This window comes from Specibacter sp. NPDC078709 (assembly GCF_040686795.1).
GTDB lineage: Bacteria > Actinomycetota > Actinomycetes > Actinomycetales > Micrococcaceae > Specibacter.
On record NZ_JBFBLU010000005.1, the window covers coordinates 125,905 to 141,009 of the forward strand.

14 protein-coding genes are annotated in these 15,105 nt (G+C 61.9%); 7 read left to right on the forward strand and 7 right to left on the reverse strand.

All coding sequences use genetic code 11. From position 1 onward, the window contains the following. Window positions 1-168: 168 nt before the first annotated feature. Window positions 169-3,033, reverse strand: a complete 2,865-nt coding sequence (ppc, locus tag AB0P14_RS11030; protein ID WP_363841731.1) for a phosphoenolpyruvate carboxylase — start codon at window positions 3,031-3,033, stop codon at window positions 169-171. Between the two features lie 153 nt (window positions 3,034-3,186). Then, window positions 3,187-3,756, reverse strand: coding sequence for an SRPBCC family protein (locus tag AB0P14_RS11035; protein ID WP_363841734.1), 570 nt, complete (start codon window positions 3,754-3,756; stop codon window positions 3,187-3,189). Window positions 3,757-3,882: 126 nt separating this feature from the next. Here AB0P14_RS11035 and AB0P14_RS11040 point away from each other — a divergent pair, with 126 nt between their 5' ends. Beyond that, a complete protein-coding gene (locus tag AB0P14_RS11040; protein ID WP_363841737.1) occupies window positions 3,883-4,689 on the forward strand; it encodes a DUF1684 domain-containing protein in 807 nt (268 codons plus the stop codon). 3 nt (window positions 4,690-4,692) lie between these two features. Here AB0P14_RS11040 and AB0P14_RS11045 read toward each other — a convergent pair whose 3' ends face one another. Continuing rightward, entirely contained in the window at window positions 4,693-5,898 is a 1,206-nt protein-coding gene (locus tag AB0P14_RS11045) for an acyl-CoA dehydrogenase family protein (RefSeq protein WP_363841740.1), read from the reverse strand. Next, window positions 5,895-6,674 (reverse strand): 3-hydroxyacyl-CoA dehydrogenase, encoded by a 780-nt coding sequence (locus AB0P14_RS11050; protein WP_363841743.1) that lies wholly within the window; start codon window positions 6,672-6,674, stop codon window positions 5,895-5,897. Before AB0P14_RS11050 ends, AB0P14_RS11045 begins: the two co-directional genes overlap by 4 nt. Window positions 6,675-6,872: 198 nt before the next feature. On the opposite strand from AB0P14_RS11050, the gene AB0P14_RS11055 reads away from it, so the two are divergent. Next, the gene (locus AB0P14_RS11055; protein WP_363841746.1) at window positions 6,873-7,967 is read left to right on the forward strand and encodes a glycoside hydrolase family 76 protein; all 1,095 of its coding nucleotides are present in this window, start codon (window positions 6,873-6,875) and stop codon (window positions 7,965-7,967) included. 8 nt (window positions 7,968-7,975) lie between these two features. Here the strand turns inward: AB0P14_RS11055 and AB0P14_RS11060 are convergent, their stop codons facing one another. Beyond that, a complete protein-coding gene (locus tag AB0P14_RS11060) occupies window positions 7,976-8,566 on the reverse strand; it encodes a YdeI/OmpD-associated family protein (RefSeq protein WP_363841749.1) in 591 nt (196 codons plus the stop codon). 47 nt (window positions 8,567-8,613) lie between these two features. Here AB0P14_RS11060 and AB0P14_RS11065 point away from each other — a divergent pair, with 47 nt between their 5' ends. The 3 genes from AB0P14_RS11065 (at window position 8,614) to AB0P14_RS11075 (ending at window position 10,575) form a co-directional block, all read left to right on the forward strand. After that, on the forward strand, window positions 8,614-9,198 hold the full coding sequence (locus AB0P14_RS11065) for a hypothetical protein (RefSeq protein WP_363841752.1): 585 nt from the start codon (window positions 8,614-8,616) through the stop codon (window positions 9,196-9,198). A 55-nt stretch (window positions 9,199-9,253) separates the two neighbouring features. Beyond that, window positions 9,254-9,793 (forward strand): NUDIX hydrolase family protein, encoded by a 540-nt coding sequence (locus AB0P14_RS11070; RefSeq protein ID WP_363841755.1) that lies wholly within the window; start codon window positions 9,254-9,256, stop codon window positions 9,791-9,793. Between the two features lie 65 nt (window positions 9,794-9,858). Then, window positions 9,859-10,575, forward strand: a complete 717-nt coding sequence (locus AB0P14_RS11075; protein WP_363841758.1) for an SRPBCC domain-containing protein — start codon at window positions 9,859-9,861, stop codon at window positions 10,573-10,575. Window positions 10,576-10,628: 53 nt separating this feature from the next. On the opposite strand, the gene AB0P14_RS11080 is transcribed toward AB0P14_RS11075, so the two are convergent. Continuing rightward, on the reverse strand, window positions 10,629-11,141 hold the full coding sequence (locus tag AB0P14_RS11080; protein WP_363841761.1) for a MarR family winged helix-turn-helix transcriptional regulator: 513 nt from the start codon (window positions 11,139-11,141) through the stop codon (window positions 10,629-10,631). 142 nt (window positions 11,142-11,283) lie between these two features. Here AB0P14_RS11080 and AB0P14_RS11085 point away from each other — a divergent pair, with 142 nt between their 5' ends. Together AB0P14_RS11085 and tgt are read left to right on the forward strand one after the other, a co-directional pair. Next, window positions 11,284-12,741, forward strand: a complete 1,458-nt coding sequence (locus AB0P14_RS11085; protein ID WP_363841764.1) for an MFS transporter — start codon at window positions 11,284-11,286, stop codon at window positions 12,739-12,741. A gap of 198 nt (window positions 12,742-12,939) precedes the next feature. Then, window positions 12,940-14,286, forward strand: a complete 1,347-nt coding sequence (tgt, locus tag AB0P14_RS11090) for a tRNA guanosine(34) transglycosylase Tgt (protein WP_363841767.1) — start codon at window positions 12,940-12,942, stop codon at window positions 14,284-14,286. A 76-nt stretch (window positions 14,287-14,362) separates the two neighbouring features. On the opposite strand, the gene AB0P14_RS11095 is transcribed toward tgt, so the two are convergent. Continuing rightward, the gene (locus AB0P14_RS11095; protein ID WP_363841770.1) at window positions 14,363-15,088 is read right to left on the reverse strand and encodes a queuosine precursor transporter; all 726 of its coding nucleotides are present in this window, start codon (window positions 15,086-15,088) and stop codon (window positions 14,363-14,365) included. Between the last annotated feature and the right edge of the window lie 17 nt (window positions 15,089-15,105).

A 15,105-nucleotide genomic window follows, 5' to 3' on the forward strand; every position in this document is an offset into this window, starting at 1 on the left:
CGGCGGCGCCCCGCACGCAAAAAAGATGGCGCTTGCGGGAAAAGACGGCCGTCTACCGGCGTCTTTTCCCGCAAGCGCCGTCTTTACTCGACCGAGGGGAGCAGTTGGGTGGGCCCACGCGCCCGAGGGCCCCACCCCGAGCTTGCGAAGGGTGGGAGGGTGCGGGGATTATCCGGTGTTGCGCAGGCCGGCAGCCACACCGTTGATGGTGATCAGCATGGCCCGCTGCAGCCGCTCATCCACCTCGGACTTGGAAATGTCAGCTTCGCGGACGCGGCGCAAGAGCTCAACCTGCAGGTAGGAGATCGGGTCCAGGTACTGATCGCGGACGTTCAGTGAACGCTTCAGCAGCGGCTGGTTGTCCAACAACTCGGATTCGCCCGTCAGCAGCTGAAGTTCAGCCACCGTGAGATCGTACTCGGCACGGATCACGGCGAACAGGTGCTGCAATTCGGCGGGGACCAGCGTGCGCACGTAGTGGGCGGCAATGTCCATATCGGTTTTGGCCAGCGTCATTTCCACGTTGGAGATGGTGGAGGAGAAGAAGTGCCAGTGATCCAGCATTTCCAACAGATCAGCGGAGCGGCCGGCCTCGCGGGCAGCCTTCAGTCCGGAGCCCACACCGAACCAGCCGGGCACGATCTGCCGGGACTGGGTCCAGCCGAACACCCACGGGATAGCGCGCAGCCCACCCAGACCGGAGCCCGAATCGGGGCGCTTGGACGGGCGTGAACCAATGTTCAGCGACCCCAGCTGTTCCACCGGGGTGGAAGCCATGAAGTAAGCGGGCAGGTCCGCGTGATCGATCAGCGTCCGGTACCTGCCGAAGGCGGCGTCGGAGATGACTTCCATGATCTCGCCGAAGCGGTCCAGATCGTCATCGGAGTGGCGCGGCGCCTGGTGCAAGGCCGAACCCTGCATGACAGCGGCGAGTGACAGCTCCAGGTTTTCGCGGGCCAGTTCAGGCAGCGAGTACTTATCGGAGATGACTTCACCCTGTTCGGTGAACTTGATGGCACCTTCCAAGACGCCATTGGGCTGGGCCATGATGGCGTCATAGGTGGGTCCGCCACCGCGCCCCACGGAGCCGCCGCGGCCGTGGAACATGCGCACGTTCACGCCATGCTTCACCGCAACGTCGCGCAGCTTGCGCTGAGTCTTGTGGATCTCCCACTGGCTGGTCAGCACACCGGATTCCTTGTTGGAGTCCGAATAGCCGAGCATGATCTCCTGGACGTTCCCACGCAGGCGCACCAATTCGCGGTAGGACGGGTCGGAGAGCAACTGGTCCACAATCTCTGCCGAAGCACGCAGCTCGTCAACGGTTTCCAGCAGCGGGGCGAAGCCGATCTTCGCGTACCGGTTCTCCCCCGTGAGCTGAACCAGGCCGGCCTCGCGGGCCAGCACCGCCGGCGCCAGGACGTCGTCGGCTCCGCGGGTCATCGAGATGATGTACGTTTCGATGACATCCGGGCCGTACGTTCGCAAGGCGCGGCGAACCACACGGAAGACGTCGTAGGTGCCGTTCGCTGCGCCGTCGAGCTTAATCGGGTGACCGGAGAGCGGCCGGTGGCTGGCCAGTTCGGTGCTCAAAACGGCCAAGCGCGCAGCCCGGTCCAAGTCGGCGTACGGCGTACCCAGCTCACCCACGCGGTCCACGAGCTGGCCGACGGCGTCATGGTGGTAGTCGGCGTGTTCGCGGATGTCCAGGGTGGCCAAGTGCAGACCGAAGGAAGAGATGGCGCGGCGCACCGAGGCGAGGGCACCGTCGGCCACGAGCGCGGCCGAGTTGTTGCGCAACGAAATTTCCAGCAGTTCCAGATCGGCGATGAGCTCGGAGGTGGCACTGTAATCGCGGCCGGGCTCGTGGTAGGCGTCTGCGGCAACGCGCTTCTGGGTGTTGAACAGCTTGGCCTTGATGCAGGTGAGCTTGAGACGGTAGGGCTCTTCGGCGTTGAGTTCCAGGATGCGCGGGTCAATGCCGGGCAGATTTGCCAGGTCCACGGCAATGGAATCCGTCAGGGCGGCATCTGCTTGGTAGAGGGAGCTGGAGTTGGAGAGGATGGTCAGCAGCTCATCGATCAAGACGATCGAGATCCGCACAGCGTTCTGGTTTTGCAGAATCAGCACGTCCCGAGTGACCTCGGGGGTCACGTTCGGGTTGCCGTCACGGTCGCCACCAATCCAGGAGCCAAAACGCAGCGGGGCGGCGTCGGCCGGCAGGGAAACGCCGTGCTCGCCGAGCAAGTCACTGAGCTCGGTCAGCACCTCCGGCATGGCGTCGGTGAGGATGTTGCGCAGGTAGTAAATGGCGTTGCGGGCCTCATCCATGGGGGTGGGGCGGACCTTGCGCAGCTCATCGGTCTGCCACATCTGGTCAATGATTTCAGCGAGCTTGCGGTCCTGGCGGGCGCGAGCAGTGCTGCCTTCCTCGGATGGTGTGGCCAGGATGTCGGAGAGCTTGCGGACCTTGTCCAGCACCGAGCGCCGTGAAGCTTCGGTGGGGTGAGCGGTGAAAATGGGACGCACATCGAGCTCGTTGACCACCTTTTGCAGCGCCTCGGCACCGGCTTGCTCGGCGATTTCAGTGACAGCCTTGGCCAGCCACCCGTCCTTTTCCGGGCGGGAGCGGAGGCTGCGCACGCGGTGCACTTGCTCGGCGGCATTGGCCAAGTGGAAGTAGAACGCAAAGGCACGGACCAGATCGGTGGCCTGCTCGAGCGGCAGGGAGGAGAGGACCTCGCGGACCTGCTCGGCGACGTCGTTCGCGCTCCACGGCCCGGTGCCGGACTCGCCACGAGCGGCTTCCTTGGATTCCTTGGTCAGCAGGCGGACCTGTTCCACCAAGGCGAGTAGCTCTGGACCGTGCTGGCGGACCAAGGAATCACCCAAAAGGGTGCTGACGCGGCGCACATCGGCGCGCAGATCGGTGTCCTGTTCCTGACCTTCCAAGGTGAGCGCCGGGGTTTCCGCGGTGTCCACCGTTTCCGGCGTCTCCGTGTCCTGAGGGCGTGCTGGCAAATCTGAGCTCATGAGTCATTGTCCTTACGGTCTGTGATTCTGGGGTGCTCGTATGCGGCGTTGAATACGGTGTCGGCCCAAGAGCGGGCCTGTTGGATACTACGTCGGCAGGCTTAGAAGGCGCCAATCCGTCTCACATAGTTGCTGGCATAGTTACGAACGGAGCTACGAACGCGATGCCTGGCCACCAGCCTGGTACTCGGCATGAATTTGCTCCCAGCACGGGTAGAAATCATCCCACCAGCGCTGCCAATCAACACTCTTGCCCTCGAGCGCATCGTGCAGGTGGTCAAGATGCACATGCCAGCCTGCCAGCGACATCAACACCACCTCGGCCGGTACCGCCACGGTATTTCGGAACGTCATCACCGTGCCCGATTCAGTGGCCTCCAGTTCAATCCGGATCCGACCATGCATGGAGTTGGAGATTTCCAGCAGACGCGGCGCCTCCGCAGCAATCACGCGCCCGTTCCACCAGTCGGTTTCGGTCCCGTGGCCTTCATCCTTAACATTGAGCCATTTCAGATCAAAGGACGAGCCCGTCTTCGCCTGGCCACGCACCTTGGCCCACCACTGCGGAGTCTTCTCCGGATCGGTCAGCATGGCCCAGAGAACCTCCGGAGCCACTGCATAGTGCCGCGTGAAAACCAGTTCCGTGCGCTCGTCATCCACTGGCGCAGCGGCGCCCAGCGGGAATCGGGTCATGTCCTTATTGAATTCATCGTTCGATGCCATGCCCCCATTCTTCCACCGCAACCCGCCCTGCCCACCATTCTTCGCCGCCTGTTCGCCAGCGGAATATGCGCCCGCCTCCGCCCGTTGTGCACACTAGTGGATAACTCGCACACCCCAAGGAGCACCATGAGCACCACCACCGCCGAGATCGACCGCCTCACCCAGCGCTGGGAACGCTTTCGAACCGGACGCAACACCTCCTTGGCCGGCGATCACGGCTGGCTGACCCTGACCTCCTTCCACTGGCTCCCCTCCGCCCCGGCCGCCTTGGACGGCGTCCCGGGCTTGTGGAGTTTTGAAGGTACGACGGCGGTCCTCACCGCAACTGCCGAGGACCGCTTGACGCTGGTGGAAAGCGGCGAGCCGGCGGTAGGAACCATCACGGCAGAGCTCACCGATGAACAATCAATCATGTGGGTTTCTTGGGGCACGGTGGTGGTGGAGCTGGGCATGCGCGCCAATCGCTACATGATCCGCACCCGCGATTCAGCGTCCCCGGTGCTCACCGAGTTCTCTGCGGTGCCGGTGTTTTCCTACGATCCGGCTCTGGTAGTAAAAGGCACATTTGAGCGCTGGGATACGCCTCGCCCCACCACGATTGCTACGGCCAACCCGTTGGTTCCTGGCGTGGCAGAGCTGGTGGGCGAGGTGTCCTTTGAGCTCAAAGGGAAGCAGTACCGGCTGGCCGCCGAAGAGGGCGGCCTGGGATCGCTGGTGCTCACCTTCCACGACGCCAGCAATGAAATCTCCACATCCCATTGGCGCAAGGTGGAACTCACCAGGCCCCGTCCGGAAGGATCCGTGGTGATTGATTTCAACCGCGCCATCAACTATCCCAGCGCCTTCACCGATTACGGCACTTGCCCCGCTCCCGTTACCGGCAACACGCTGAATATCGCCATCGAGGCCGGCGAGCGCGACCCTCGCGCCTAGCTCCTAGACGATCGCGCTGATTCCGGTGATGGCCCGCCCGGCGATCAAGGTATTGATCTCATGTGTTCCCTCATAGGTGTAAATGGCTTCGGCGTCGGCAAAAACCTTCGCCATGCCGTAATCGCTGACAATGCCGTTGCCACCCAGAATAGAGCGGCCCAGCGAGACGGTCTCGCGCATGGCCGCCGTGGTGTGTGCCTTGGCCAGCGCCACCTGGGCCATGGTTGCCTCCGTGCTTGTGCCATCCTGCAGTCCGGCAATCCGCACCATCATGGCCATGGACGATGTGGCGTTGCCCAGCATTCTCACCAATTGCGACTGGATCATTTGGAACGCCGCGATGGGACGGCCAAACTGCTGGCGTTCCAGCGCGTAGGCGCGAGCAATATCAAAGGCGGCGAGCTGTTGCCCCACGGCCTGCCATGCCACGGAGATTCGCGATCCCAACAACAGGTGGTTGGTGTCCTCGAAGGAGTTGACCGCCACGATCCTGTCCGCATCAGGCACTTGCACATCGTTCAAGGTGATGTGCGCGTTTTGCACCGTGCGCAGCGCGATCTTGTTTTCAATCTTGCTCCTCGCCACGCCCTCTGCTGCGGCGTCGAGAAAGAAGCCACGCACCTGCCCCGTGTCAGCATCACGCGCCCACAGCAGCACCCGGTCACAAAACGTCCCATTGCCAATCCAGCGCTTGGCGCCGTTGAGCACCCAGTGGGTGCCGGCGTCGTCCGTTATTTGGCGCGCGGTGGTCACCATGCCACCGGCCACATCGCTGCCGTGATCTGGTTCGGTCAGGGCGAAGGCGCCGGTGGTGCGCAGTGCGAGCGCGTCCGGGAGCAGCCGCACACGCTGTTCGTCGGTGCCGAAATCGAGCAGCGCCTGGACGAAGAGGTCGTGGTGGACCAGGAAGAAGGTTGCCAGCGAGGTGTCCACCCGAGTCATCTCGGCAACCACTAGGCCGGTGAATAGGTGGCTGAATTCGCGGCGATCAGGGGCGGCCAGCTCCAGCGCGGCAATTTTGGGCAGGATATGTTCCGGGAACTGCGCCTCATTCCACCAGCCGACGGCGTGCGGGGCCACTTCCGCGGTCAGGAACTCGCGCAACTGCGCCAGCTTGGCCTTTTCGGCAGGGCTGAGCAGTGCCTCGAAATCGTAGAAGTCGGCGGCGGGCAGCTCGGTGGCCGGGAGGGCCCGGTGCTGCTTGCTCATTTCGGTGACATTCGGATGGCCCCGTCGAGCCTGATGGTCTCGCCGTTGAGCATCGCGTTGGCGACGATGTGCTCCACGAGTGCCGCGTACTCCGCCGGTTTGCCCAGCCGCGAGGGGTGCGGAACCTGCTGTCCGAGGGAATCCTGCGCGGCCTGCGGCAGACCAGCCAGCATGGGAGTTTCGAAGATGCCGGGGGCAATGGTCATGACCCGGATTTGGGAGCGGGCCAGTTCCCTAGCGATGGGCAGCGTCATGGCGGCCACGGCGCCCTTCGATGCTGCGTAGGCGGGTTGGCCAATCTGCCCGTCAAAAGCTGCAACAGAAGCCGTGTTCACGATGACGCCACGTTCGGGACCGAACTCACCGGCGAGCGGTTCCGCCGCTGACATGGCCTCGGCGCACAGCCGCAGCACGTTGAAGGTGCCTATCAAGTTGATCTGGACCACGCGGCTGAACTGCTCCAAAGGCAATACGCCCTCGCGTCCCAACACCTTCCCGGGAGTTGCCACGCCGGCGCAGTTCACCACGATCCGCAACGTGCCCAGCTCTGCCGCGGCCTCGATGGCGGCGCGCACCTGGTCTTCGTTGGTGACATCGGCCGGGGCAAACACGGCCCGCTCCCCCAGCTCCGCTGCCAGTTCGGCACCCGTTGAGTTTGGCAGATCTACAAGAACCACGGCGGCGCCGTCTGCGTGGAGTCGTCGAGCCGTCGCGGCGCCTAGCCCGGACGCGCCGCCGGTAATGAGTGCAACGGTGCCGTTTTCGGAAATTTCCATGGTTCCTCCTCGTTGAGGTGATTGCCGTCCCGGCCGGGCACAGCAAACTTGCGTTAATGCATACTAACCGAAATTCTCCGGTGGCCGCCGAGCCGATTCTTTTCGGCAGCTACGGTGAGTGTTTTCGTCTCACACCCGCCGTAGCTGCCCAAACGAATGAGCGGGAAGAGAAATACGGTGGGACGTAGGCTAGAACTCATGACAGGCCCAGACTCACATGCAGGACAACGCCAGCCCGCCAGGAACTGGGCAGCGCTCGCTGCCCAGGCTGCTGCCGATGTGAATACACGCTTCGGGCATCGGCTGATGGGCCTACCCGGAACGTGGATTGGCTCCCTCGAAGCACACCAGTCCGGAGATAGCCTGGCCCCTGCTTCTGCAGCAGCTAAAAGGCTTCCCAAGCCGTGGTCGGAATGGCATTACTGGTGGCAATCCCACTACCTCGACGCGATTGTTGACACCGGAAATCAGGCATTGACCCAAGGAGACCAGACCGGCGCCCGCCGCGAGCTGCAGCATGGAAAGGCACTCCTACGCGGCATCTTGATCCGCAATTTCTGCCGCTTCCCCAACCACTATTACGATGACATGGCCTGGCTGGCGCTCGCGGCTACCAGGCTCAACGAGCTCTCGCTGCACCTGACCGCCAAACCAGCAAGGTTGGCCCGATTCGCCGCTCGAACCCTCACCAAACAACTCCACAAAGCCCATGACCCGGTGTTGGGCGGTGGCCTCTATTGGTCCCGGAAACGTGACTACAAAAACACGCCCGTGAATGGCCCGGCCGCGGCTCACTTTGCCCGGCTCGGGGAACACCAGATCGCGGGAGCAGTAGCCGACTGGTTGCGCACCGAACTCTTCGACGCGGAAACCGGGCTCTACTTGGACGGCGTCCACCCCTCCGCCGCTGACCGTGATCCAGCCCTGGGTCGTGATGTGGAAGCCACCATTTACACCTACAACCAGGGACCCATTCTTGGCGCACTCCTCAAGCTTGGCCGTCCTCAGGATCTTATCGACGCGGACACCCTCATCGATGCCATTGGCCGCCACCTCCACACGCCCGGCCAAGGACTTCGCCTCGAGTCAGGCGGTGACGGCAGCCTGTTCACCGGCATCCTCTGCCGCTACCTGGCACTCGCTGCGCAGGAGGAAAGACTCCGGGCGCAGACCCGGGCAACGGCGTCGAAACTCATCCACGAGACAGCGGCCACCGTTGCCGATCAGCACCCGGAGATACTCTCGGCCGCCATCCAGCGCTGGACCATCCTCAGCGCCGCCGCAGAGGTATAGGCGGGCAGCTACTCGGGCCGGCGTTTTTGCGGGTACGGCGTCTGATGTTCCGCCAGCATGGCCACGAATCCGGCAATTTTTGCGGCCCGCACGGACGGTGACTTGACCGCGTTGGTGCGGTAAATCAAGGCGTAACGATTAACCGAGGTCAGGACCTCAAACATGTTTTGGGCCGGGGGGCTAGCAGCAATTGCGGCGGCGAGATCCTCCGGGACCACGGCACTGGCCGCCCCGGAGTAGGCCGCCTCCCAGCGACCGTCGGCCTTGGCAGCGTCGGCGGCTGCCACCCCGGCTGCCCTCATGCGGCCTTCAGTCACGAGCCGTTCAAAATGCCCCACGTTGATCTTTGACCATGTGCTGGCTTTGGTCCGGGGCGTGAAGCGGCGGACGAAGGAATGCTCGTCTCGCTTGCCCACTACGCCGTCAATCCAGCCAAAACACAAGGCCTCTTCAAGCGCGGCTGCGTAGTCCAGCTCCGTGACACTGCCACCCTTTTTGTGCAGGACCAGCTTCACGCCCGGACTCGTCGGGTGATGTTCGGTCAGCCAAGCGCGCCATGCAGCAGCGTCCGGGACCAGGAGTTCAGGAAGTTCAGCCATGGCTCAACATTAGTATTGGTGGCATTGGACGAACCATAAGGAGAACCATGCTGCGCGTGCGCCCCATCATTTTGACCTCGAATTTCAACCAGACCGTTGCGCAGTTGTTTGCTCTGGGCTTGAGCTGTTTAGAGAACGACGGCGACTGGGCCGAATTTGATTCCGGCAACGGCAAAGTAGGAGTTTTCATTGAGGTCCCGGAGACAGAAGGCATTGAGCTGGGCTTCGAGGTGCGCGATGCCGCCATTTTTGTCCGCCGCACCCTCGCAGACGGCACGCACGCCGAAGAGGCCGTCACCTCCACCGGGCCCGGCGCACGCGTCACCGCGCCCGACGGTTTCACTTTTGAGCTGGCTGCTTCCGAGGATCTGCGTCTGCCCAAGCCCGATACTGATCCTTTCGAGTCATCATCCATTGCAGCCATCTGGCGCACTCCGAATCCGGCTGCGGCCAACAAGGTGCTGGCAGGTATCGGGGCCAAGTTCGTGCAGGAAAGTCCAGACGGCGGCGCTCTGTTCCGGGCCAAGAATGGCGGTTTCGTGGCCACGGCGAAAGGTGCGGTGACCGGCGTCGAACTTGAAATAAGGCATCAGGGTGAGACGCTCACTTTTGGCGCCGAGAGCGAATCCTGAGAGATTTCGGGGGCGGCGGGAAGCGTGTAAGGCTCGAATGGGGTAGAACTTAGATATGAGCGTGCGCACCCCTGATCCGTATCCCGGCTGGCTGTCCCCCGAGGACTTGTACGAGGCCCGAAACCGGCTTCCCATGGTTTATGTTGAAGCGGTTCCCGTGCGGCTGGACCCGCTGGGCTACGTCAACGAGGTGGGGTTGCTACTGCAGGCTGACGAGAACGGTTCAATGGTCCGCACCCTGGTGTCCGGGCGTGTGCTGTATCGCGAGACCATCCGTGCCGCGCTGATCCGCCACATTGAAAAGGATCTGGGTCCGCTGGCCTTCCCGCAGCTGCCAGTCAGCCCGGTGCCGTTCACGGTAGCTGAGTACTTGCCCTCGCCTTCGCAAACGGGTTTCACCGACGAACGCCAGCACGCGGTGGCCATGGTCTATGTCATCCCTGTGACCGGCGAATGCGAACCCCGTCAGGATGCTCTCGAGCTGACCTGGATGACGCCCGAAGAGGTCCTCAGCCCCGGCGTCCAGGAAGAATTTGTGGGCGGTCGCGGCGCGTTAGTGCGTCAGGCGATCTCCTACGCCGGGCTGGGCCGCTAACCCGTTCGGCTTCGTTCCAGGGTGAGCGCTAGCCGGTTCGTCCGATCCGGCGTAGATTACCTGTCATGGCGACCACTCAGCTCCCCGTCCTTATCAACGCCGATGCCGAACAAGTGTGGCTCATGCTGCGCGAGCCGGCCCGGACTGCCCAGTGGCACGGCTGGGAGATGGAGGGGCTGGATACTGAGATTCAGCAAATCTTCCACTCCAATGTGCGCGAAAGCAATGACCACCTGCGCCTCGAGCTGGAAATGGGCGATGTCTTCACCCTTGAGCCACGTGCCGACGGCACGCTGCTGACCCTGACACGCGGTCAGGCTACGGGCGAGTGGGAGAAGTACGACGACGACATCACCTCCGGTTGGTCCATGTTTATGCAACAACTCAAGTTCGCGTTGGAACGCCATCCCAAGACTGCCCGGCGTACCGTGTTTGTCGATGGCACCAGCGCGGCTCACACGAATTTGTGGGACGTTTTGGGCATCGATACGGGCTGGCTCCCGGACCCCGGCCAACCTTATGAGGTCACGCTGAACACCGGAGCCACACTGACTGGCAAGGTTTGGTACCGCAATGAGACCCAGGTGGGATTGACGGTGGAAACTTATGCCGAACACGGTGACGGGCTGCTGATCATCGCCCAACAAGATCCTCTGGAAGGCGTTCGGGAACATCCGGGTGCCCAGATCATTGCATCCACCTACGGACTCGGCGCCGCAGCTCTGGACGCCATCGGCGAGCAATGGGATGCCTTCATGGAAGAGCACTACCCGGACGAATAATTGCGCCGCTAACTACGCCGCCACGTGAGCCGTAGAGTTCAACCCCGCTAGCTTCACTCCGCCGTTGCCGACCCAGTTGCCGACCCAGTTGGTGGCTCAGTTGGTCGCGCATCGCCCCACCGCGGCCACGGCGTATTCTCGAGATCTTCAACATCCTGATTGAATCTCCGCAGGAGCGTTAGAAATTGTTCCCGACGTTTTTGCGGCCAGCCACCCATAACACCGCGAAGTCCCTCCTCGTTAATGGCCCTCGTTTCAATCAGCGCCCGGAGCCCCGCAGGCGTTGGAGCAAGCCGGCGCGCCACTTCACCCGGCAGGCCAAGGACGTACTCAACATGTTCCGATCGCAGCAACGCTCCCACCTGTCGATGAACCGTGGAGATGTCGAGATTCAGAGCCCGCGAAAGTTCTTTCAGCGTCATCGGCTCTACCAATTCGAGGCGGCTCAGCAACAAAAAAGCCGAACGCTCAAGCATTCCGTCCGCACGCGGGTGGGGACGGAACTGATAACGGGATAAGAGCATCATCTCGTACTGCATCGCCTGCACTGTGTCGCGGTGTTCCACGTGCCATGTCCTTTGGTTCTAAACGTTACTTGATGAAGTATAGCAAGGCTTTGTATCAAACAAATTGTTTGTACGATGCATATGCACTGTACGATACACAAACGCGTTTTTTGTCCGTCGTACCGATCTTTTCAGGAGCCTCGTGAGTCACAGCAGTCCAATATCTAGCCACAAAGTTACCTCTCCCCGAACCGCCGTCGCCGTTCTGGCCTTTGTGGGCATCATTGCCTCACTCATGCAGACCATCGTGGTACCGCTGATCCCCCAGCTGCCCACACTTTTGCACACCACCGCATCGAACACCTCATGGGTCATCACCGCCACGCTGCTGGCCGGCGCCATCGTCACTCCCATCGCCGGACGTTTGGGTGACATCTTCGGTAAGCGCCGCATCCTTCTCATATCGTTGGTGCTGCTCATCATCGGCTCCGTCATCTGCGCCCTCACCAGCTCACTAGGCTTGCTGCTCGCCGGACGCATCCTCCAAGGTCTTTCCATGGGAGTCATCCCCTTGGGTATCAGCATTCTGCGCGACGAACTCCCCCGCGAAAAGGTCGGATCGGCCGTTGCAACCATTAGCGCAACCATGGGCGTCGGTGGCGCCATTGGCCTGCCGATCTCGGCCCTCATTGCCCAAAATGCCGATTGGCACGTATTGTTTTGGGCTGCCACCGGCCTCGCCATTATGGCCTTCGTCCTGGTGCTTGTTGCCCTGCCGGAATCTCCTTTGCGCACACCTTCAAAGTTCGACGGCGTTGGCGCCTTCGGTTTGGCTGCTGGCCTGGTGGCGCTTTTGCTGCCTGTTTCCAAGGGTGCGGATTGGGGCTGGTCCAGCCCGCTAACGCTGGGATTGTTTGGCGCCGCCGTGGTCATCTTGGTGCTGTGGGGAATCTTGGAACTACGTGTCGCTTCCCCCTTGGTTGACCTTCGCGTCACCGCCAAGCCTCAGGTCTTGTTCACGAACTTGGCTTCAGTTGCCGTGGGCTTCGGCATGTACGGCATGAGCCTGACGTTCCCGCAGCTACTCATGGCTCCTGACGCCACAGGTTACGGACTCGGTCTTTCAATGGTTCAGGCTGGCTTGGCGATGGCTCCAGGCGGATTGGTCATGATGCTTCTCTCACCCGTTTCGGCCCGCCTATCCGCACGCCGCGGCCCCAAATTCACACTGCTAACCGGTGCCGTAGTGATCGGCATTGGTTACGTGCTGGCCTTCTTCCTCACCTCTGCCGTGTGGGAAGTTATCTTGTCAGCCATGGTTATTGGCGCGGGTATTGGTCTGGCTTATGCCGCCATGCCGGCCCTCATCATGGGTGCCGTTCCGCTGAGGGAAACCGGAGCTGCCAACGGTTTGAACTCGCTGATGCGCTCGGTAGGAACGTCCACCTCGGCCGCCGTCATGGGCGTAGTTCTGGCCAACATGACCATGTCAATCGGCTCAGCAACGCTGCCCACCCTGGATGGATTCCACATGACCTTCGGAATCGCCATCCTCGCCGCAGTTGCTGCAATCATTCTCGGTGCGCTCATCCCCCGGGCCAAGCCTTACGTCGAGAGCACGCCGGAAGTAGCATCCACCCTGGTGGACGCAAACAGCTAGCTTGTTCATCGAGATTCATATTCGTTGAGGAGGCGCATATCCGCTGATTCCGCTTCGGATTGACAGTGATTCCACCGCTTCGGGCTACTGCGCCCGAAGCGGTGGAATTATTTAACCGCACTGCACCAAGTGAGCTGTGAACCGGTCCCGCAGCTTCCTCCGGTCGTGGCCGCGGGCAAAGACTGGCAAAATGGAGGAATGCCTTCCCCAGAAACTACTGCTGATCTGCTTGCCCCCGCCCCTGTTGCCACCCCCGGAACACCCGGCCATCCGGCGTCGCAAGGTGAATTTGGCTTTGAAGTGACCACGCGGTTGAACGAGAGCTGTAATCCCACGGCTGAGGCCATCGAGCAGAACGGCGGGACGTTCCAAGGCCGCACCGGCGTCATCACCACCCCGCACGGCACCATCAAGACCCCGGCGTTCATCGCTGTAGGAACCAAGGCAACGGTGAAATCCGTGCTTCCGGAATCGATGGAAGACCTGGGCGCGCAGGCCCTCTTGTCCAACGCCTACCACCTCTACTTGCAGCCTGGCGCGGACATCCTCGACGCCGCCGGCGGCCTCGGGGCGTTCATGAATTGGCAGGGCCCCACCTTCACCGACAGCGGCGGATTCCAGGTCATGAGCCTGGGCTCGGGCTTCAAGAAGGTCATCAACATGGACGCCGTGGCGGCCTCCCCGCACGCCGGCGCCGACGATTCCGTGGCCGTGGGCAAGGAGCGCTTGGCGCACATTGACGACGACGGCGTCTGGTTCAAGTCCCACCTGAACGGGGACATGCACCGCTTCACCCCCGAGGTTTCCATGCAGGTGCAGCACCAGATTGGCGCCGACATCATGTTCGCTTTCGATGAGCTGACCACGCTGCTGAACTCTCGCGGCTACCAGGAAATGTCGCTGGAACGTACGCGTTTGTGGGCGCTGCGCTGCATCGAGGAACACTTCCGGCTCACCGAGGAGCGCACAGGCAAGCCGTACCAGGCCCTGTTTGGTGTGATTCAGGGAGCCCAGTATGAGGATCTGCGCCGCAAGGCCTCGCATGATCTGGGGGAGATGAACTTTGACGGCTTCGGCATTGGCGGTGCTCTGGAGAAGGAAAACCTCGGAACCATTGTGCGCTGGTGCGCCGAGGAGCTTCCGGAGAACAAGCCCCGCCACTTGCTGGGTATTTCAGAGCCGGATGACATCTTCACCGCTATTGAAAACGGTGCCGACACCTTCGATTGTGTCTCCCCCACAAGGGTGGCCCGCACCTCGGCGTTCTACACCCCTGACGGCCGCTTCAACCTCTCCGGCGCCAAGTACAAGCGAGACTTCACGCCGCTCTCTGAGGAATGCGATTGCTACACCTGCGAGAACTACACGCGCGCCTACATCCACCACTTGTTCAAGGCCAAGGAGATGGTCTCTGCCACGCTGGTCTCGATCCACAACGAGCGCTTCGTGGTGAAAATGGTCGACGACGCCCGCCTCGCCATTGAAAACGGCACCTTCTTCGAGTTCAAGGCCGAGACGCTCCGCCGCTACTACCCCAAGCGCTAGGCGCCACTCGCCACTCGCCTCTCGTCGGGCGCAGGCCGCAGGGCGCTCGGAAGCAGGCCCCGAAACCCGGAGCAAACTATGCCGCGGTGGCAGCCTGGTACGACGGTTCGTTGCGCTTGAACCAGCCGATCGCCAGCGATGTGACCGGAATGAGCGCGTACTGCACACCCACCTTGTACAAGAAGCCCACCAGCACGTAGTTCGCGAACATGCCGAAGCCTACGATCCCGATGACCGGCGCCGCTACGGCGCAGAAGATCAGGGTGTCCAGGAACTCGCCGGCACCGCTGGAACCCATGAGCCGGACCCAGAGTTTGCGCTCCCCGTGGTGTGCCTTCAGGCGAACCATGATCCAGGAGTTGACGGTCTGCCCGGCCAAGAATGCCAGCAAGCTGGCCAGCACAATCTGCGGTACCGGGCCCAGCGCGTCCTCGAGGGCGTGTTGCTTGGAAACGCCGTAATCGTCGGTGAATCCGGGCAGGAGGATGATCACCCAGTAGCTGAGGGAGGCAAAAATGGACAGCACAAAAGTGGTCAGCACGGCCTTGCGGTTGACCTTGAAGCCGTAAATTTCACTGATCACATCGCCCAGAATGTAAGCGAACGGGAACAGGAAAAAGCCGCCGTCGGTGATGATGGGCCCAAATTGGACACCCTTGGAGGCGCCAATGTTGGACAGGATCACAATGACCGCCATGCAGGCCAAGAGAATCCCGAAATAGGGGCTTCCTACTGCGGCAAAGGTGGGGGCGGCGGTGGTTTTAAGAGGGGTTGCCGAAGCGTTGCTTTGCAGCGGGGACATGTTCAGTCTCAAATTTC

What these genes read in the sequence shown, in the direction of transcription:
- ppc (WP_363841731.1), bottom strand. Translation starts at nt 3,033, where the DNA reads ATGAGCTCAGATTTGCCAGCACGCCCTCAGGACACGGAGACGCCGGAA.
- AB0P14_RS11035 (WP_363841734.1), bottom strand. Translation starts at nt 3,756, where the DNA reads ATGGCATCGAACGATGAATTCAATAAGGACATGACCCGATTCCCGCTG.
- AB0P14_RS11040 (WP_363841737.1), top strand. Translation starts at nt 3,883, where the DNA reads ATGAGCACCACCACCGCCGAGATCGACCGCCTCACCCAGCGCTGGGAA.
- AB0P14_RS11045 (WP_363841740.1), bottom strand. Translation starts at nt 5,898, where the DNA reads ATGAGCAAGCAGCACCGGGCCCTCCCGGCCACCGAGCTGCCCGCCGCC.
- AB0P14_RS11050 (WP_363841743.1), bottom strand. Translation starts at nt 6,674, where the DNA reads ATGGAAATTTCCGAAAACGGCACCGTTGCACTCATTACCGGCGGCGCG.
- AB0P14_RS11055 (WP_363841746.1), top strand. Translation starts at nt 6,873, where the DNA reads ATGACAGGCCCAGACTCACATGCAGGACAACGCCAGCCCGCCAGGAAC.
- AB0P14_RS11060 (WP_363841749.1), bottom strand. Translation starts at nt 8,566, where the DNA reads ATGGCTGAACTTCCTGAACTCCTGGTCCCGGACGCTGCTGCATGGCGC.
- AB0P14_RS11065 (WP_363841752.1), top strand. Translation starts at nt 8,614, where the DNA reads ATGCTGCGCGTGCGCCCCATCATTTTGACCTCGAATTTCAACCAGACC.
- AB0P14_RS11070 (WP_363841755.1), top strand. Translation starts at nt 9,254, where the DNA reads ATGAGCGTGCGCACCCCTGATCCGTATCCCGGCTGGCTGTCCCCCGAG.
- AB0P14_RS11075 (WP_363841758.1), top strand. Translation starts at nt 9,859, where the DNA reads ATGGCGACCACTCAGCTCCCCGTCCTTATCAACGCCGATGCCGAACAA.
- tgt (WP_363841767.1), top strand. Translation starts at nt 12,940, where the DNA reads ATGCCTTCCCCAGAAACTACTGCTGATCTGCTTGCCCCCGCCCCTGTT.
- AB0P14_RS11095 (WP_363841770.1), bottom strand. Translation starts at nt 15,088, where the DNA reads ATGTCCCCGCTGCAAAGCAACGCTTCGGCAACCCCTCTTAAAACCACC.